Consider the following 17,570-nt stretch of genomic DNA (forward strand, 5'->3'; position numbering starts at 1 on the left):
CCATGTTGGCGACGACGCCGAGATCATGGGTGATGAGCAGGATCGCCATGCCCATTTCGGCCTGGAGGTCGCGCATCAGGTCGAGCACCTGGGCCTGGATCGTGACGTCGAGCGCCGTGGTCGGCTCATCGGCGATCAGCAGGGCCGGCTGGCAGATCAGCGCCATGGCGAGCATGGCGCGCTGGCGCAGCCCGCCCGAGAGTTCGAAGGGATAGAGCCCGTAGGCGCGCACCGGGTCCTTGAAGCCGACGCGACCGAGCATCGTTTCGATCAGACCGCGCGCTTCGGCCTTGCTCATGGGCCGGTGCAGCAGCAGCGCTTCCTCGATCTGGTTGCCGATGGTGTGGACCGGCGAGAGCGACGACATCGGCTCCTGGAAGATCATGCCGATGCGCCCGCCGCGCAGGGCGCGGATCGCCTTGCCCTCCGCCGGCAGTGCGGCAATGTCGATAGTGGTGTCGGGGGTGAGCGGATCGCGGAACAGGATCTCCCCCCCGGTCACGCCGCCAGCGCGGGGCAAAAGCCCCATGATCGCCTGCGAGATCACCGATTTGCCCGAGCCCGACTCGCCGACCAGCGCGACGGTGCGGCCCGCGGGCACACGCAGGCTCACGCCCTTCACGACGTCGCGCGCGAGGCCGTGAACGGTGAACCCGATATGCAGATCGCTGATCCGAAGAATATCCATCAGCCGCTTTCGCCGGAGCTTCGCCCCCAGTTCCTCATCACAACGTCACTAGACGCGGAAAGTGCCGCTTTGCCAACGGGGTTCGACCGACTGCGACACCGCGCCGGACCATGTCGCCCGGCGATGACGGTCGCGTGAAAGCGGGCTCATTGCGCTCGCGGCGCGGCTGGCACACATATGGACCTTCGAAGGTCAGGAGACGGGCGCCGGGTTGCGGCGCACCGGCGAGGATTCCTCTTGGAGACCAGCCTCTTCCGCTATGTCTGGGAGAAGAGCCGCGGCGAGCAGATCATCGTCCTGCTCATCATCCTCGCCTCGATCCCATTCTATTGGGCGTCCTTCGACGTGCCCAAGCGCATCGTCAACGATGCGATCCAGGGCAATGCCTTCAAGGACGGCAAGACCACGGCGACCCTGCTCGACTTCACCCTGCACCTTCCCTCCTTCCTCGGGGGTGCGAGCTTCAAGCTGTTCGAGGGATTCCAGGTCGGTCAGCTCGGGCTGCTGCTGGGGCTGAGTAGCTATTTCCTGTTCCTGGTGCTGGTCAACGGCGCGTTCAAATACGTCATCAATGTGCGCAAGGGCATCCTCGGCGAGCGCATGCTGCGGCGGATGCGCTACGACCTCTTCAGCCAGCTCATGCGCTTCCGCCCCGAGGACATCCGGGCGGTGAAGCCGGCCGAGGTCGCCAGCATGATCAAGGACGAGGTCGAGCCGATCGGCGGCTTCGTCGGCGACGCCTTCATCCAGCCGGTCTTCCTCCTGACGCAGGCGCTGACGGCGCTGACCTTCATCATGGTGCAGAGCGTCTGGCTGGGGTCGATCGCTCTGGTGATCGTGCTGGCACAGGCCATCATCGTCCCGATCCTGCGGCGCGAGCAGCTGCGGCTCGGTCGCGAGCGCCAGCTCGCCTCCCGCCAGCTCGCCGGGCGGATCGGCGAAATCGTCGATGCGGGGCCGACGATCCAGGGTCATGGCGCGACGACCTATGTCCAGTCGGACATCGCCGGGCGGCTGGGCCGGCTCTTCGACATCCGCTACGCGCTCTACAAGCGCAAATTCGCGGTCAAGTTCCTGAACAACCTGCTGGCGCAGATCACGCCCTTCTTCTTCTACGCGATCGGCGGCTTCTTCGCTCTGCAGGGGCGCCTCGATATCGGCCAGCTCGTCGCCGTCATCGCCGCCTATCGCGACCTGCCGCCGCCGATCAAGGAGCTGATCGACTGGGACCAGCAGCGCAACGACGTCACGATCAAGTACGAGCAGGTCATCGCTCAGTTCAACACCGAAGACCGTGTCCAGCTCGACGAAGAGGGCGGTGTCGAGCGCTTGCCGGAGACCGGAGAGATCCGGCTGGACGGCGTGCAGATGCTGGACAATCGGGGCCAGCCCCTGCTGATGCCGCTGACCGTCCGCATTCCGCGACCGGGCGAGGTCGCGTTGGTCGGTCCGGCCGGCGGCGGGCTGGAGGTGCTGGGACGCATCCTCGGTCGGCAGGCGATGAATTATTCCGGGCGGGTGATGTTCGACTCGGCTCCGCTGGCGCGCATGTCGGTCGAGCGGGCGAGCCATCTCATCGGCTATGCCGGCAACGAGACCGAGATCATCGCGGGCACGATCCGCGACAACATCCTGTTGCCGCTGAAGCGACGCCGTCCCGACATCCGCCCCCAGGGCCGGCTTTCGACCAGCGAACACCGGCGCTTCGTCGAGTCGCTGCGATCGGGCAACACGCCGCTACCCTTCGAGGCCGACTGGACGGATTACCAGGGAGCGGGCGTGGCCGACGAGGCAGAGCTGGCGCAGCGGGTGAGGACGGTGCTCGATGTGCTTGGCTGTGCGGAGGACGTCTATGAGCTGGGCCTCGACGGGAAGGTGACAGCCGGTCTGCGCGCCGAGGCGAAGGCGCAGATCGTGGATGCGCGCTGGGCGGTGGCCGAGGAGCTCGCCCGCAGCAAGCTCGCCGGGTTGATCACGCCCTTCGACCCCGAGAGCTACAACGACAATGCGACCATCGCCGAGAACCTGATCTTCGGCGCCCGGATGAGCCCCCGCTTCGCCAACGAGACGCTGCTGTTCGAGCCCTACGCCCATGCGATCCTGAAGGCAGAGTCGCTGGTCGAGCCGCTGGTCGAGGTCGGCTCGCGGATCGCTGGAACCGTCGCCGAGATCTTCGCCGGGCTGCCGCACGGCCATGCCCTCTTCGAGCGTTACTCCTTCGGCTCGGGTCTGGATTTCGACCGGATGGGCGAATTGGCGGCCTTGCTCGACAAGCACGACATGCGCAGCCCCCTCGACGCCGTGGCCGAGCGCGATTTGGTGGCTCTGGCGCTGGGCTATATCGAGCCCAAACACCGGCTCAACCTGCTCGATGAGCGGCTGCGTGAGCGTATCCTGCGGGCGCGGGCGAGCTTCAAGATGCATCTGCCGGCCGACGCGGTGGAGGACGTCGATTTCTACGATCCCGACAAGGTGATGCTCGGGGCGAGCCTGCGCGACAACCTGATGTTCGGCCGCATCGGCCACGGTATCGCCGATGCGCGGAAGAAGGTGGCGATGATCGTCCGCAAGGCCCTGGCGCGTGCGGGGCTCGACGGTGACCTCTATCGCATCGGCCTCAACACCGATTGCGGCATTCGCGGTCGGTTCCTGCCGACGCGGCTCAAGCTCGCCATCCCGCTGGCGCAGGCGCTGATCAAGGCGCCGCAGATCGCGATCCTCGATCTCGGCGCGTTCCTCGCGACGACCGCGGAACCCGAGGCGGTCATTGCCCGGCTACGCGAGCATTGCGCCGGCATGACGCTGTTCCTGCTCGTCAGGGACGACCATCTCGTCGGTGACATCCCCCTCAGGATCGTCTTCAATGGGCCTTCGGCGACCCTCGAGAGCGGGACCGAGGAGGAGGACGAGGCGGCGATGCCGCCCCCGACGCGTCAACGGAACGGCATCGAGACCATGGAGGCGCGGTCATGACCCTCGAAACGGACATTTCATGCCTGCGGCAAGTCCCGCTGTTCCGGAGCCTGCCCCTGCCGCGGCTGAAGCTCGTCGCGCTGATGGGAGAAAAGCTGCGTTTCGATCCTGGGACGCAGATCATCGCCGAGGGCGAGACGCCTGAAGGTGTCTTCGTCGTCTTGCAGGGCGAACTCGAGATTTCACATGGCGGCGCGAACGGGGAGGGGCCGAGGCTGCCGCTCCATACCGGCAGCCTCGTCGGCGACGTGCCGCTTCTCTCCGGGCGCAGCTATGTCGGCGCGATCACCGCCAAGACGGCCGTCGTGGCGCTGCGTCTGCCGAAGGATCTGTTCTTCGAACTGCTCGAGACGATCCCCGATTTCAGCCTGGCGCTGACGCGCGACCTGGCGTCGCGGCTCTACCGGCTGGCGGACCGCACGCTGCATGCGGAGAAGGTGCATTGACGAACCGGATTTCCGCATGAGCCTTCAGCAAACCGCGGTGACGCGCAGCGGCATGGGCATGGATCAGGTCTCCTCGTGGAGCCGCGACATCCGCTTCGCCTCCGGGATGATCCTGCTGTTCTTTGCGACGACGCATTTCCTCAACCATGCCGCCGGGATCGCCGGGGTCGCGGCGATGGAGCAGGCGCAGGAATGGCGTTACTGGTTGTGGCATTCCTGGGCGGGAACCATCGCGCTCTACGGGGCGCTGATCGTCCATCCCTTCTTCGCCCTCGTGCGGGTGGCACAGCGGCGCACCTTCAAGATGCCGGCGCGCGAGATGCTGCAGATCGCGCTCGGGCTCGCCATCCCGCTCTTTCTGATCGACCATATCGTTGGCACACGGGTGATGGGGAGCTTCTTTCATCTCGACGAGAGCTACCGCGCCGTGCTGCGCCGTCTCTGGCCGGGGCTGGCGATGTCGCAGACGATCCTGCTGCTGCTGGTTTGGGTCCACGGCATCATCGGCCTGCATTTCACGCTGCGCTCGCGTGACGGCTATCAGCGCTGGCGCGACCCGTTCCTGCTGCTGGCGATCCTGATCCCGATCCTCGCCCTCATCGGCTTCGCCGTCGGCGGGCGCGAGGCCGGGCAAATGGCGATGCCGCCAGAGGTCTCGTCGGACGCCCAGATCGTGATGTTCAACCAGAACGTCACCTGGGCGAAGACGGTCTTCTATGGGCTGGTCGGGTGCTTCGTCGCCTTCGTGGCGATCCGCGAGATCCGGGTTCGGACCACGCGGCAGATCACCGTGCGGTTCGTCGGCCATGGCGTGCGCAAGCTCGCGCCCGGCCTGACCGTGCTGGAGATGTTCCGCCGCTTCGGCATCCCTCATGCGGCGCTCTGCGGGGGGCGGGCGCGCTGCGCCACATGCCGCGTTCTGGTTCTGGATGGCGGCGACAGCCTGCCGCCTCCGGGAGCCAACGAGGCGAAGCTGCTGCGCCGGATTGCGGCGCCAGAACGGGTGCGTCTCGCCTGCCAGATCCGCCCGCGCGACGACGTCCAGGTGCAGATCCTCCTGGCGTCCCGCCTGAGCGCGACGACGCCCGGCCAGCTCGAGCCCGACACCAGCATCGGCAAGCGCGGGCTGACCGTGGTGGTGGCGGATCTGCGGGCCTTCTCTGCGCTCTCCGCTCGCCAGCTCCCGCAGGAGCTGATCGGGCTCCTGAACCGCTTCTTCGACGAGATGGCCCAGGCGATCACCGCCCATGGTGGACGCATCGACGCCTTCTATGGCGACGGCTTCATGGCCGTGTTCGGGCTGGAGGGCACGCCGGCGCGCAGCGCCCAGAGCGCGATCGCGTCCGCGGGCGACATCGTGCGGGCGGTCGAGGCGCTGAACCGGGAATTCGGGGCGGCGCTGCCCCTGCCGCTGCGCATCGGCATCGGCATCCACAGCGGCCAGGCGATCACCGGGGCGGTCGAGAACGAGAGCATGGGCCGGCGCGACATCACCGTCGGCGAGACGGTGGCGGTGGCCGCCCAGCTCGAACTGGCGACGCGCCGCGTGCTGGCCGACATCCTCGTCTCGGAGGAGGCGATTCGCGCCAGCGGACGCAGCTATCGCGGGACGACGGCACTCAAGATCACCATCCGAGGCCGCGAGAAGCCGATCAACGCGATCGGTTTCGCGAGCGCGCCGGAGCTGGCCGACGAGCGCGACGATCGCGTGACGGCGCCGCCGGTCTTCGAAGAGGCGCCCGAAATCGTTCCCGCAGCGGCGGATGCGCCGGCTGCGACCGGCGGACTGGCCGTCCTGGAGGCGGCCGCGACGGCGCCGGGGCAGACGGCTGCTCCCGCGCCGGCAGCGGGCGAGGAGACCGCGGCGCCGATCGCGCGCAAACCGCGCCGCAAGGCTGCGCCGAAGAAAACCGCGCCGCCCGAGGACGCAGGCGCCTGAGCCGCGAGCGGCCGTGTGCCTCAGGCGTCGCCAAAGACCAGGAAGCGCCTGCGGTCGAAGCCGGCAGCGCGCAGCGCCTCGTCATGGATCGTCAGCGAGAGATCGATGGCCGGCGCGTCGCTGCGCGTCGCGGTCAGGGCGCCGATCTGTCCCAGCGCCCGTTCCAGCTCGAGCGCGTAATCAATCACGAGCACGGCCGCGCCCGCGGCCAGGGCGAGCAGTTCCGGCGGCGTCGCGGCGCGGCGTCCGAAGGGCTTGAGCGAGAGGCCGAGCAGCACCAGTCCAAAAGGCGTTGCCGGCGCGATCTCGACCTCCTGCAGCTTGGCGGCGACGTGGCGCAGGCGGCAGGGCGCACCGTTCAGCGTGTCGGCCTCATAAGCGGGAATCTTCGGATCGATGACGGTGACGCTGGCCGGATGGTGCGTCAAAAAGCCGGTGATCGGGAGGCCGGCGCCGCCGATCTCGACGATATGGGCGCAGCGGCGCAGGGCATGGGCCGCCAGCACCTGTCGCAACGCCGCTGCCGGGCTCGCCAAATGCGGCAGGCGGGTGCCGGCGAGGGCGTCCGGATCGTGGCCGGCTTCGCTGGCCTTTGGGCCCGCGCTTGCATATGGTCCCGCCACCTTCGATCCCCGCTCTTCGAAACGACATGACGTCCGACGCGCCGCCCGACGCCTTCTATGACATTCTGCGCGGCGTCGCAGCCCTGACCGGCAACCGCGTCGTCGGCGATCTCGCGCGCCTCGTTGCGGACGGGATGCCGCAAGATCTCTGGATCGCCTTCAACCACAAGCAGATCGGTTCGAAACGCTGGCTGGTCGATGCGCTGGCGGAGGTCCTGCCGCGGCCCGACGGCCCGGTCTGGGTGCTCGGAGCCTGGTATGGCGTGCTCGGGGCGCTGCTGCTCGATGATCCGCGTCTGACCATCCCCGCTGTTGTCAGCGTCGATCTCGATCCCGCCTGCGCGCCTGTCGCGGAGCGGCTGAACCGCCGCCATGTCGCAGAAGGCCGGTTTCGTGCCGTGACCGCGGACATGATGACGCTGGGTTTCGCCGCCCAGGAGCCTAGCCCGGGCCTCGTGATCAACACCAGCTGCGAGCATCTCGTCGATGTGCCGGGCTGGCTCGCCACGCTGCCGACGGGGCTGCCGCTGCTGCTGCAGTCGAACGATTATGTCCGCGAGCCCGACCACCGCAGCTGCGTGCCCTCGCTGGAGGCGTTCCAGGCACAGGCCGGCCTCTCCGAGACGCTCTTCGCCGGCGCGCTGCCGACGAAGAACTACACCCGCTTCATGCTGATCGGCCGGCGATGACCGAGCCTGTCATCGCGATCGCGATGAAGGGCTATCCGCGCCTGTCGGAGACCTTCATCGCGCAGGAACTGCTCGGCCTGCAGCAGCGCGCTGTGCCCTTCGCGATCTGGTCGCTGCGGCGTCCGACCGACGCGGCGCGCCATCTGATGCACGATCAGATCAGCGTGCCGGTGCATTATCTGCCGGAGTATCTGCATGAGGAGCCGGGGCGCGTTCTGCGCGGCGTTATCGGCGCCCTCGCGCGGCCCGGCCTGCTCCGGCTGCTGCCCGTCCTCCTGCGCGACCTCGTCCGTGATCGCACGCGCAACCGCCTGCGCCGCTTCGGCCAGGCCTGCGTGATGGCCCGCGAGCTGCCGCCCGGCACGGCTCACCTGCATGTGCACTATCTGCACACGCCCGCCTCGGTGATCCGCTACGCCGCCCTGCTGCGCGGCATCGGTTGGTCGTTCTCGGCCCATGCCAAGGACATCTGGACCACGCCGGATTGGGAAAAGCGCGAGAAGATCGCGGAGGCCGCCTGGGGCGTCACCTGCACACAGGACGGCCACCGCGAATTGCAGCGCCTGGCCGACCGGCACGACAAGGTCGCTTTGGTCTATCACGGGCTCGATCTCGGCCGCTTTCCCGCGCCACCGCCGCGCCCGCCGCGCGACGGGAGCGACCCGGGCGCGCCTGTCCGCATCGTCACCGTCGGCCGGGCGGTGGAGAAAAAGGGTTTTGACGATCTGCTGGCGGCTCTCGCGCGGTTGCCGCCCGGCTTGCACTGGCGCCTGACCCATATCGGCGGCGGCGAGAGGCTGAAGGCGTTGCAGGCTCAGGCCGTGGGGCTGGGGCTCGGGGAGCGCGTGACCTGGGCCGGACCGAAGGCGCAGGGCGATGTCATCGCCGCGCTGCGCGAGGCGGATCTGTTCGTGCTGCCTTCGAAGAGGGGCGAGGACGGCGATCGCGACGGGCTGCCCAATGTGGTGATGGAGGCCGCGAGCCAGGCCCTGCCGATCGTTGCGACCGATTTCGCCGGGATTCCGGAGTTCGTGCGCGACGGCGTCGAGGGGCTGCTGGTGCTGCCCGGCGACGTCGCGGCGCTGGCCCATGCTGTCGCCGACCTGGCGGAGGCGCCGCCGCGGCGAAGCGCGCTCGGCCAGGCGGCTCTGGCCCGGCTGACCGGTGCCTTCTCGGCCGAGGCGGGCCTTGACGGGATCGCGGCGCGGCTGCGCGCCTCGGCGGGGCTCGTGCCGTGAGGGTCCTGGGGGAGCCAGCGCGCGTCCTGATCGCGGTGACGCATCTGCTCGGCAGCGGCCATCTGGTGCGAGCGGCGCAGCTGGCGCGGGCGCTGGCGGCTGGCGGCTTCGCCGTGACGCTCGCGAGCGGCGGGATGCCGCTGCGCGACATGGCGGGTGAGCCCTTTGCGTTCGTGCAACTGCCCCCGGTCAAGGTCGAGGGGCTGGATTTCCGCAATCTGCTCGACGAGGCGGGGGCTCCGATCGAGGCCGGCCGGCTGGCGCGGCGCCGGGCCATGCTCGCGGCGCTGGCGACGACGCTGAAGCCCGATGTCGTCGTGACCGAGCATTTCCCCTTCGGACGCCGACAGCTGGCGGAGGAGTTCCTGACGCTGATCACCGCGGCGAAGGCCGCCAACCCGTCCGCGCTGGTGCTGGCCTCGGTGCGCGACGTGCTGGTGACACCACGCCCTGACCGGATCGCCGAGGCGGAGCAGCGCCTGGCCTCGCTGTTCGACGGCGTCCTCGTCCATGGCGACCGGAACTTCCTGCCGCTGGAGGCCTCCTGGCCGGTTTCGCCGGCTCTGGCGGCGCGGCTGCATTATACCGGCTACATGGCGCCGCCGCCGGTGCCGGCGCCGGGCGGTCCCGATGGGGAGGGGGCGGGCGAGGTGCTCGTCTCGGGTGGCGGCTCCGCTGCGGCGCTGCCGCTGTTCCGGCTCTGCCTCGGTGCGGCGCGGCTGGGCGACGCCTCGCGTCGCTGGCGCATCCTCGTCGGCAAGGCCGTGGCGGAGAGCGATGTCGCCGCGCTGCGGCAATCAGCCTCGCCCAACGTCACGGTGGAGCGCGTGCGGGCCGATTTTCCGGCGCTGCTGGCGCGGGCGGCGCTCTCGATCAGCCAGGCCGGCTACAACACGGTGCTCGACCTCGTCGCCGCAGGGCGGCCGGCAGTCGTGGTGCCCTTCGACGAGGGGGCTGAGACGGAGCAGTCGATCCGCGCCGAAGCCATGGAAAGAGCCGGATTGGCGCGCTGCCTGCGTCTCTCGGGGCCCGACCCCGCCCATCCTGCCGATCTGGCAGCGGCGGTTGCCGCAGCACTGGCGCAGGAAGAACGGCCACGCGCTTCGATCGATCTGGACGGCGCCGGGCGTATCGGCGGCATCCTCTCGCGGCTGTTGGCGCAGCGGACAAGCGTCTGAGACAGCGACCGCGGCACGGCTCTTGCCAAGCCCGGCATGCCTGCCGCGAAGTGCCGACCCGGCGCTTTGCGAATTGCCGGTCCCGGGCTTTGTCTCTAATTAGGGAGACATTGCCTCCCTCCTCGGTCGGCGTCGGGACAACCGGTCTTCTCCGGTCATGCTCCCACGCCCGGAGACTTGATGATGACAGTGACGACTGCCGCCGGCCTGCCCGACATGAAGCTGTCGGTGCGCCAGACCTTCGGAATCGATTCGGATCTCGAGGTGCCGGCCTATTCGAAGACCGAGGCGCATGTGCCCGATCTCGACCCGGATTACCGTTTCGACCACGACACCACGATCGCGATCCTGGCGGGCTTCGCCCATAACCGGCGCGTGATGATCTCGGGCTATCACGGCACCGGCAAGTCGACCCATATCGAGCAGGTCGCGGCCCGGCTCAACTGGCCCTGCGTTCGCGTCAACCTCGACAGCCATGTCTCCCGCCTCGATCTCGTCGGCAAGGACGCGATCGTGCTGAAGGAGGGCAAGCAGGTCACGGAGTTCCAGGACGGCATCCTGCCCTGGGCGCTGCAGAACAACATCGCGCTGGTCTTCGACGAGTACGATGCCGGCCGCCCGGACGTGATGTTCGTGATCCAGCGCGTGCTCGAGCAGTCCGGCAAGCTGACGCTGCTCGACCAGAAGCGCGTCATCCGCCCTCATCCCGCTTTCCGGCTGTTCGCGACCGCCAACACGGTCGGCCTTGGCGACACCTCGGGCCTCTATCACGGCACGCAGCAGATCAATCAGGGCCAGATGGACCGCTGGTCGATCGTGACGACGCTGAACTATCTGCCGCATGACAACGAGGTCGCGATCGTGCTCGCGAAGTCGAAGCACTTCCAGGGCACGCCCGAGGGCAAGGCGACGATCGACAAGATGGTCCGCGTCGCCGACCTGACCCGCAACGCCTTCATGAACGGCGATCTTTCGACGGTGATGAGCCCGCGCACGGTGATCACCTGGGCCGAGAACGCCGCGATCTTCGGCGATGTCGGCTTCGCCTTCCGCGTCACCTTCATGAACAAGTGCGACGAGATGGAGCGCACGCTGGTGGCCGAGTTCTACCAGCGCTCCTTCGGCAAGGAACTGCCGGAGAGCGCGGCGAACGTCGTCCTGAGCTGAGGGCCGTCCCCGCCATGGCGACCCTCCAGCGCGAGAGCGATGTCGCCGCGACGAGGGAGGCCGTGGTCGCGGGCTTGAGCGCCTACAATGCGGCCCGGGTCGGGCCGCGCAACAGCGAGCCGCTGGCGCTCAGCCTGCGCGACGATCATGGCGTGATCGTCGGCGGGCTGATCGGGGAGCTGAAGTGGGAATGGCTCCATATCGATCTGCTCTGGATCGACGAGGCCCATCGCGGCGCCGGCCATGGCGAGGCGCTGGTCGCACTGGCTGAAACGACCGCGCGCGAGCGCGGCGCCCGTGGCGTCTATCTGAGTACGATGAGCATCCAGGCGCCGCAGTTCTATCCCAGGCTGGGTTACCAGCCCTGCGGCGTGATGGAGGACTATCCCGTCGCCGGCCATCGGATCCACCATTTCGCGAAGGCGCTATGAGCATTTCCAACCGCAAGCCCGGGACGACCAAGGAAGCGCCGGCGGAGCCGCTGAAGCGGGCGATCTCCTCGACGATGAAGGCGATTGCGCGCAAGCCGGAGATGGAGATCGTCTTCGCCGCCGACAAACCCTCGCTGGTCGGCGAGCGCGCCCGCCTGCCCGAACCGCCGCGCAAGCTGACGGCGCAGGACGTCGCGGTGCTGCGCGGCCATTCGGATTCGATGGCGCTGCGGCTGGCCTGCCACGACGCATCCGTGCATCGCCGCGCCGCGCCTGAGGGCGATGCGGCGCGCGCCGTGTTCGATGCGGTGGAGCAGGCGCGGGTGGAATGCGTCGGGGCGCGGCGCATGGCCGGCATGGCCGGCAACATCACGGCCATGCTCGAGGACCGCTATCACCGCGGCGGCCGCTACGAGGAGATCACCGACCGCGCCGACGCGCCGCTCGAGGACGCGCTCGCACTGATGGTGCGCGAGCGGCTGACCGGGCTGAAGCCGCCCAAGGCGGCGGAGAAGCTGGTCGATCTCTGGCGCGAGCAGATCGAGGCCAAGGCCGGCGCCGATCTCGACCGGCTGTCGAAATCGGTCGAGGACCAGCGCGCCTTCGCCCGCACCGTGCGCGACATGCTGGCCTCGCTCGACATGGCCGAGCAGACGGCGCAGGGCGAGGAATCCGAGGAGGACGAGGACGACAAGGACCAGTCCTCCGAGGAACAGCAGCAGCAGGACGGCGAGGCCGAGCAGGAGAGCGCCGGCGAGCGCTCCGAGGTCGAGGTCTCGGACGATGCGACCGAGGAATTGCAGGAGGGGGCGACCGAAGCCTCCGATGCGCCCTCGGGCGACTGGGATGAAGAGGACGAGAACTCGGAAGCCGACGAGGCCGGTGAGGCTCCGCGCCCGCGCGAGAGCAAGGCCAACGACCGTCCGCAGACCGACTACAAGGCCTATACCCAGAAATACGACGAGGTCGTCACGGCAGAGGACCTCTGCGATGCCGAGGAACTGACCCGGCTGCGGGCCTACCTCGATAAACAGCTCGCCCATCTCCAGGGCGTGGTAGCGCGGCTCGCCAACCGGCTGCAGCGGCGCCTGATGGCGCAACAGAACCGCTCCTGGCAGTTCGATCTCGAGGAAGGTGCGCTCGATCCGGCACGCCTGCCGCGCATCATCATTGACCCCTATCAGCCGCTCTCCTTCCGGCAGGAATCGGACACGAATTTCCGCGACACGGTGGTGACGCTGCTGATCGACAATTCCGGCTCGATGCGCGGCCGGCCGATCACGGTCGCGGCGACCTGCGCCGACATCCTGGCGCGGACGCTGGAGCGCTGCGGCGTCAAGGTCGAGCTGCTCGGCTTCACGACGCGGGCCTGGAAGGGCGGTCTCTCGCGCGAGAGCTGGCTGCAATCGGGCAAGCCGGCGAGTCCCGGCCGCCTGAACGATCTGCGCCACATCATCTACAAGGCGGCGGATGCGCCGTGGCGCCGGGCCCGCAAGAATCTCGGCCTGATGATGCGCGAGGGCCTGCTCAAGGAGAACATCGACGGCGAGGCGCTGGACTGGGCCCATAAGCGCCTTCTGGCGCGGCCGGAGCAGCGCAAGATCCTGATGGTGATCTCGGACGGTGCGCCGGTCGACGATTCGACCCTGTCGGTCAACTCCGGCAACTATCTCGAGCGGCATCTGCGCCACATCATTGCCGAGATCGAGACGCGTTCGCCGGTCGAGCTGATCGCCATCGGCATCGGCCATGACGTCACCCGATATTACCGCCGGGCCGTGACCATCGTCGATGCGGAGGAACTCGGCGGTGTCATGACCGAGAAGCTGGCCGAGCTGTTCGAGGAGGATGCCGGGCTCGCCGCCAAGCCGTCGCGCGGATCTCGGCGGCTGCAGTGAGCGGGGTTTCGCAGACAGACGCGTCCTCCCGATGCGCCTGACGCGCCGCTCCGCGCTCGCCGGGCTGGGCGCCTGGGCTGCTGCGGGCCCGGCCGAGGCTGCTTCTCCCGACACGGGCCGCATCCCGCTCGCGGTGACGGCCCGTCCGATCGCCGCCTTCGAGCCGCGCAACCCGGACAAGACGCGCTTCGGCCAGCTCATCTTCCGCAGCGGGCTCGTGCTCAGCGGCAGCCACCCCCGCTTCGGCGGGCTGTCGGGGCTGTGGCGCGGAGCGGGCGGCGCCGATCTCGTCGCGATCACCGATAACGGCTTCTGGCTGACGGGCCGTCTCGCCTCGCGCGAGGGGCGGCTGACCGGGCTGGAGGATGCCGAGCTGGCGCCGATCCTCGGCAGCTCCGGCCGGCCGCTGCATCGCTCGCGCTACTATGACACCGAGAGCCTCTGCATCGCCGACGGCGTCGCCTATCTCGGCGTCGAGCGGACGCATGACGTGCTGCGCTTCGATTGGGCGACTGAGGGCGTGATGGCACGGGCACGGCTGGTGCTGGTGCCGCGCGAGGTCAAGCGCCTGCCGGATAATCGCGGGCTCGAGGCGATCGGCGTGGTGCCTCCCGGCCAGCCGCTGGCGGGCGCGATCATCGCCATCGCCGAGCGCTCCGGAGGAGAGGACGAGCCGACGCTGGGCGTCATCCTGGGCCGTCAGCCCGGGCTGTTCCAGGTGGCCCGCCACGACGGCTTCGACATCACCGACCTCGCCTTTCTGCCCGACGGCGACCTCGTGGTGCTGGAGCGCTGGTACCGGACCTTGCGCGGCGTCGGCATGCGAATCCGCCGGATCCCCGGCGCGAACCTGAAGGCCGGGGCGCTGCTCGACGGACCGACGCTGATCCAAGCCGATCTTGGCCAGGAGATCGACAATATGGAAGGGCTTGCGGTCCATCGGGAGGAGGGGCGCACCGTGCTGACCCTGGTCTCCGACGATAATTTCTCGTTCCTGCAGCGGACCGTGCTGCTGGAATTCGAACTGGGTTGAAGCGGTCGTTCCGTCATGGTCGGCCTTGTGCCGACCATCCACGTCTCCCTTGATCGAGCCTGGTGTTCAAGACGTGGATGCTCGCCACAAGGGCGAGCATGACGGCGGTGCCCCAACGAAAAAAGCGGCCTCGCGGCCGCTTCCTTCAGATCCGAAAAGGATCGCCCCCTCAGGCGGTGGCGAGCTTCTTCTCGATGTCGCGCTTCAGCGTCAGGGCGCCGGCCGAAAGATCCGAGGCCGAGGCCTTGATCAGGAAGGCGTCGAGACCGCCGCGGTGATCGACGCTGCGCAGGGCGTTCGCCGAGACACGCAGACGCACCGAGCGGCCGAGCGCGTCCGACTGCAGCGTGACGTTGACGAGGTTGGGCCGGAAGACGGTCTTCGTCTTGCGGTTCGAGTGGCTGACGAGGTGGCCGGTGAGGGTGGCCTTCCCTGTCAGTTCGCAACGGCGCGCCATGGTGTCGATCCTTACATCCAACCGGCTGGCTCAAACAAAAATGCCGACACGCGACGTGCCGGACATGAGCACCGGAAGTCAAATTGAAGTCGCGGTTCCATAGCCAAGGCCGGCGGGGCCGTCAAGGAAAACCGCTCAGCCGCGTGCGGAAACGGGCGGGCGATGGGGCAAGGGCCCGCCGCGGCATCTGCGCGCTCGCCAAGACCGTCGAAAAGGGTCACGATTCGGACCGATTCGCAGGGCATGTCGGCAGCATAGCCGTCTGGAGGAAGTGGATGAAACCCGCCATCGCATCGTCTCTCGGCGGGTTGATGCTCGCTTTCGGTGCCGCGAGCTTCGCAGTTCCGGCCGCCGCCGCCTCGCTCGATGCCCGCTACGACGTGTCGCTGCTGGGCCTGACGCTCGGCACCGCCAACCTGACCGGCGGCATCGAGGGCTCGGCCTATAAGCTCGACCTGACCGCCAAGCTCACCGGTCTGGTCGGCGGCTTCACCGGCGGGCGCGGCTCCGGTGCCGCCACCGGCAATCTGAACGGTACGAAGCTTTCGCCGACCAGTTTCGCGGTCAGCTCGGCCAGCTCCAGCGAAAGCCGCACCGTGCGTATGGCGCTCGACAGCAATGCGGTGGCGGCGGTCGAGATCGAGCCGCCGATCGAGGCCAAGCCGGACCGCGTGCCGCTGAACGACGGCCATCGCCGCAATGTGATCGACCCGCTCAGCGCCTTCCTGATGCCGGTCGTCGGCAAGGGGCTGGCCAATGCCTGCAACCGGACGCTGCAGATCTTCGACGGCGCGGCGCGCTACGACATCAAGATGAGCCAGTCCGGCACGCGCGAGGTCAAGCTCGAGGGCTATAGCGGCCCGGTCGCTGTCTGCCAGGTCCGCTATGTCCCGATCGCCGGGCATCGCTCGGAGCGGCCGAGCACGAAGTTCATGATCGAGAACCGCGACATCAGCACCTGGCTCGCCCCGGTCGCGGGCACCAACGTCATGGTGCCCGTGCGGGTCTCGGTGAAGACCATGATCGGCACCGCCGTGCTCGAAGCCTCGAGCTTCAAGGTCGATCCCGGCATGACGGCGAGCACGGCGAGGAACTGAGGCGGCGGGGCCTATCGCCACGCTCCGCTGTTCGGAAACGGGCGTCATCCTGGGCGACCGAAGGTCGTCCCGGGATCCATCGTAGGACGCGACATCACTCTATGATGGATCCCGGCCTGCGCCGCTTCGCGGCTGGTCCAGGATGACGATGGAGGGGCTGAAAGCGCCTCAATGCGCCGTCGATTTGGAGAACAGGTTAATCACCAGCACGCCCGCCACGATCAGCGCCATGCCGATGATGGCGGGCGGGTCCAGCTTTTGTCCGAACAGTACCCGCGCAATGATGCTGATCATGACGATGCCGACGCCCGACCAGATGGCGTAGGCGACGCCGACGGGGATCGTCCGCAAGGTCAGCGTCAGGAAATAGAAGGCGCTGAGGAAGGCGGCGAGCATGATCATCGTCGGCACGGGTCGCGTGAACTCGTTCGACGCCTTCAGCGCCGAAGTCCCGATGACCTCGCTGACGATCGCCGCCGCGAGGTAGAGATAGCTCGCGGCGCCAAAGCTCATGCGGCCTTCGCGCTCTCGAGGAACGTGCCCATGCGCTCCAGGGCGCGCTCGATGTTCTCCAGCGAGTTGGCGTAGGAGAGGCGGATATAACCCTCGCCATGGACGCCGAAATCCGGCCCGCCGATGGTGGCGACGCCGGTCTCCTCGAGGAGGGCGGAGGCGAGCTTCTTGGCCTTCCAGCCGGTCCGCGAGACGTTCGGGAAGGCGTAGAAGGCCCCCTTCGGCACGATGCAGGAGACGCCAGGCAGGGCGTTCAGCCCCTTCACCACCGCCTTCCGGCGCCGGTCGAACTCCGCCAGCATCATCCCGACCGCGTCCTGCGGGCCGGTCAGCGCCGCGAGGCCGGCCCATTGGGCCGGGGCGTTGACGCAGGAATGCGAGTTCACGGCGAGCTTGCGGGCGTTGTCGTAGAGGGGCTTCGGCCAGACCGACCAGCCCATGCGCCAGCCGGTCATGGCATAGGTCTTCGACCAGCCATTGAGCAGGATCAGCCGGTCGCGGACCTCGGGATAGCTCAGCAGGCAGACATGCTGCTCGCCGTCATAGAGCATCTGGTCGTAGATTTCGTCGGACATGATCGCGACGTCGGGGAACTTCGCCAGCCCGGCGACGAGCTTGTCGACCTCGGCCTTCGGCGTCACGCCACCGGTCGGGTTGGCCGGGGAGTTCACGATCAGGAGCCGTGTCTTCGGCGTGATCAGGGCGAGCGTCTCCTCGGCCGAGAAGGCGAAGCCGTTCTCCTCGCGGATCGGCACGGGAATCGGCGTCGCGCCGGTGTACTCGATCATCGAGCGGTAGATCGGGAAGCCCGGGTCGGGATAGAGGATCTCGGCGCCGGGCTCGCCGAACATCAGGATCGCGATGAACATGGTGACCTTGCCGCCAGGCACGATCATCACGCTCTCGGGCGAGACCTCGACCTGGAAGCGCTTGTGCAGATCGGCCGCGACCGCCTCGCGCAGCGGCAGGATGCCGTTGGCCGGGGTGTAACCGTGATGGCCGTCGCGCAGTGCCTTCACGGCGGCTTCGACGATGTGGTCGGGCGTCGGGAAGTCGGGCTGGCCGATGCCGAGATTGATGATGTCCTTGCCCTGGCGCTGCAGTTCGGTGGCGCGTGCCAGAACGGCGAAGGCGTTCTCCTCGCCGATGCGGGCGAAGGCGGGGACGACATGGAGCGTCATGACGGATTTCCTCGGGCTT

The 17,570-nt window shown here is 68.3% G+C and carries 16 protein-coding genes; 11 read left to right on the forward strand and 5 right to left on the reverse strand.

Annotated features, from left to right (window positions below):
* The coding region (locus tag AX750_RS18525; RefSeq protein ID WP_156446499.1) for an ABC transporter ATP-binding protein at positions 1–688 on the reverse strand (688 nt) is incomplete at its 3' end.
* A gap of 237 nt (positions 689–925) precedes the next feature.
* Between AX750_RS18525 and AX750_RS18530 the strand changes: the two genes are divergently transcribed.
* From AX750_RS18530 to AX750_RS18540, 3 genes are read left to right on the forward strand one after another with little or no spacing between them, the layout of a single operon-like run.
* A complete protein-coding gene (locus tag AX750_RS18530; RefSeq protein WP_066719462.1) occupies positions 926–3,661 on the forward strand; it encodes an ABC transporter ATP-binding protein in 2,736 nt (911 codons plus the stop codon).
* Positions 3,658–4,107, forward strand: a complete 450-nt coding sequence (locus AX750_RS18535; RefSeq protein WP_066719456.1) for a cyclic nucleotide-binding domain-containing protein — start codon at positions 3,658–3,660, stop codon at positions 4,105–4,107. Before AX750_RS18530 ends, AX750_RS18535 begins: the two co-directional genes overlap by 4 nt.
* Before the next feature lie 16 nt (positions 4,108–4,123).
* Positions 4,124–6,046, forward strand: coding sequence for an adenylate/guanylate cyclase domain-containing protein (locus AX750_RS18540; RefSeq protein ID WP_066719449.1), 1,923 nt, complete (start codon positions 4,124–4,126; stop codon positions 6,044–6,046).
* Between the two features lie 20 nt (positions 6,047–6,066).
* On the opposite strand, the gene AX750_RS18545 is transcribed toward AX750_RS18540, so the two are convergent.
* On the reverse strand, positions 6,067–6,669 hold the full coding sequence (locus AX750_RS18545; protein ID WP_156446498.1) for a hypothetical protein: 603 nt from the start codon (positions 6,667–6,669) through the stop codon (positions 6,067–6,069).
* 26 nt (positions 6,670–6,695) lie between these two features.
* Here AX750_RS18545 and AX750_RS18550 point away from each other — a divergent pair, with 26 nt between their 5' ends.
* From AX750_RS18550 to AX750_RS18580, 7 genes are all read left to right on the forward strand, one after another.
* The gene (locus AX750_RS18550) at positions 6,696–7,358 is read left to right on the forward strand and encodes an SAM-dependent methyltransferase (RefSeq protein WP_067254836.1); all 663 of its coding nucleotides are present in this window, start codon (positions 6,696–6,698) and stop codon (positions 7,356–7,358) included.
* Positions 7,355–8,596 (forward strand): glycosyltransferase family 4 protein, encoded by a 1,242-nt coding sequence (locus tag AX750_RS18555; RefSeq protein WP_066723618.1) that lies wholly within the window; start codon positions 7,355–7,357, stop codon positions 8,594–8,596. Before AX750_RS18550 ends, AX750_RS18555 begins: the two co-directional genes overlap by 4 nt.
* Positions 8,593–9,774 (forward strand): glycosyltransferase, encoded by a 1,182-nt coding sequence (locus tag AX750_RS18560; protein ID WP_067254838.1) that lies wholly within the window; start codon positions 8,593–8,595, stop codon positions 9,772–9,774. The genes AX750_RS18555 and AX750_RS18560 overlap by 4 nt, the downstream gene beginning before the upstream one ends.
* A gap of 180 nt (positions 9,775–9,954) precedes the next feature.
* Positions 9,955–10,941, forward strand: a complete 987-nt coding sequence (gene cobS / locus AX750_RS18565) for a cobaltochelatase subunit CobS (RefSeq protein ID WP_066723612.1) — start codon at positions 9,955–9,957, stop codon at positions 10,939–10,941.
* A gap of 14 nt (positions 10,942–10,955) precedes the next feature.
* Positions 10,956–11,372: a GNAT family N-acetyltransferase gene (locus AX750_RS18570; protein ID WP_066723609.1), complete on the forward strand. Its 417-nt coding sequence runs from the start codon at positions 10,956–10,958 to the stop codon at positions 11,370–11,372.
* Positions 11,369–13,270 (forward strand): cobaltochelatase subunit CobT, encoded by a 1,902-nt coding sequence (gene cobT / locus AX750_RS18575; RefSeq protein WP_066723607.1) that lies wholly within the window; start codon positions 11,369–11,371, stop codon positions 13,268–13,270. Before AX750_RS18570 ends, cobT begins: the two co-directional genes overlap by 4 nt.
* Before the next feature lie 31 nt (positions 13,271–13,301).
* The gene (locus AX750_RS18580; RefSeq protein ID WP_066723605.1) at positions 13,302–14,303 is read left to right on the forward strand and encodes an esterase-like activity of phytase family protein; all 1,002 of its coding nucleotides are present in this window, start codon (positions 13,302–13,304) and stop codon (positions 14,301–14,303) included.
* Between the two features lie 169 nt (positions 14,304–14,472).
* On the opposite strand, the gene rpmB is transcribed toward AX750_RS18580, so the two are convergent.
* Positions 14,473–14,760 (reverse strand): 50S ribosomal protein L28, encoded by a 288-nt coding sequence (rpmB, locus tag AX750_RS18585; protein ID WP_066723603.1) that lies wholly within the window; start codon positions 14,758–14,760, stop codon positions 14,473–14,475.
* Positions 14,761–15,035: 275 nt separating this feature from the next.
* Here rpmB and AX750_RS18590 point away from each other — a divergent pair, with 275 nt between their 5' ends.
* Complete coding sequence (locus tag AX750_RS18590; RefSeq protein ID WP_067254842.1) at positions 15,036–15,857, forward strand: DUF3108 domain-containing protein; 822 nt, start codon at positions 15,036–15,038, stop codon at positions 15,855–15,857.
* A gap of 168 nt (positions 15,858–16,025) precedes the next feature.
* Here AX750_RS18590 and AX750_RS18595 read toward each other — a convergent pair whose 3' ends face one another.
* Together AX750_RS18595 and AX750_RS18600 are read right to left on the reverse strand one after the other, a co-directional pair.
* Entirely contained in the window at positions 16,026–16,370 is a 345-nt protein-coding gene (locus tag AX750_RS18595; RefSeq protein ID WP_066723597.1) for an SMR family transporter, read from the reverse strand.
* Positions 16,367–17,551 carry a pyridoxal phosphate-dependent aminotransferase gene (locus AX750_RS18600; protein ID WP_066723594.1) on the reverse strand — a complete coding sequence of 395 codons (1,185 nt, stop codon included), beginning with the start codon at positions 17,549–17,551 and terminating at the stop codon, positions 16,367–16,369. Before AX750_RS18600 ends, AX750_RS18595 begins: the two co-directional genes overlap by 4 nt.
* Between the last annotated feature and the right edge of the window lie 19 nt (positions 17,552–17,570).

This window comes from Methylobacterium sp. CCH7-A2, assembly GCF_001557075.1.
Classification (GTDB): Bacteria; Pseudomonadota; Alphaproteobacteria; order Rhizobiales; family Beijerinckiaceae; genus Allobosea; species Allobosea massiliensis.

What these genes read in the sequence shown, in the direction of transcription:
- AX750_RS18535 (WP_066719456.1), top strand. Translation starts at nt 3,658, where the DNA reads ATGACCCTCGAAACGGACATTTCATGCCTGCGGCAAGTCCCGCTGTTC.
- AX750_RS18540 (WP_066719449.1), top strand. Translation starts at nt 4,124, where the DNA reads ATGAGCCTTCAGCAAACCGCGGTGACGCGCAGCGGCATGGGCATGGAT.
- AX750_RS18550 (WP_067254836.1), top strand. Translation starts at nt 6,696, where the DNA reads ATGACGTCCGACGCGCCGCCCGACGCCTTCTATGACATTCTGCGCGGC.
- AX750_RS18555 (WP_066723618.1), top strand. Translation starts at nt 7,355, where the DNA reads ATGACCGAGCCTGTCATCGCGATCGCGATGAAGGGCTATCCGCGCCTG.
- cobS (WP_066723612.1), top strand. Translation starts at nt 9,955, where the DNA reads ATGATGACAGTGACGACTGCCGCCGGCCTGCCCGACATGAAGCTGTCG.
- AX750_RS18570 (WP_066723609.1), top strand. Translation starts at nt 10,956, where the DNA reads ATGGCGACCCTCCAGCGCGAGAGCGATGTCGCCGCGACGAGGGAGGCC.
- cobT (WP_066723607.1), top strand. Translation starts at nt 11,369, where the DNA reads ATGAGCATTTCCAACCGCAAGCCCGGGACGACCAAGGAAGCGCCGGCG.
- AX750_RS18580 (WP_066723605.1), top strand. Translation starts at nt 13,302, where the DNA reads ATGCGCCTGACGCGCCGCTCCGCGCTCGCCGGGCTGGGCGCCTGGGCT.
- rpmB (WP_066723603.1), bottom strand. Translation starts at nt 14,760, where the DNA reads ATGGCGCGCCGTTGCGAACTGACAGGGAAGGCCACCCTCACCGGCCAC.
- AX750_RS18590 (WP_067254842.1), top strand. Translation starts at nt 15,036, where the DNA reads ATGAAACCCGCCATCGCATCGTCTCTCGGCGGGTTGATGCTCGCTTTC.
- AX750_RS18595 (WP_066723597.1), bottom strand. Translation starts at nt 16,370, where the DNA reads ATGAGCTTTGGCGCCGCGAGCTATCTCTACCTCGCGGCGGCGATCGTC.
- AX750_RS18600 (WP_066723594.1), bottom strand. Translation starts at nt 17,551, where the DNA reads ATGACGCTCCATGTCGTCCCCGCCTTCGCCCGCATCGGCGAGGAGAAC.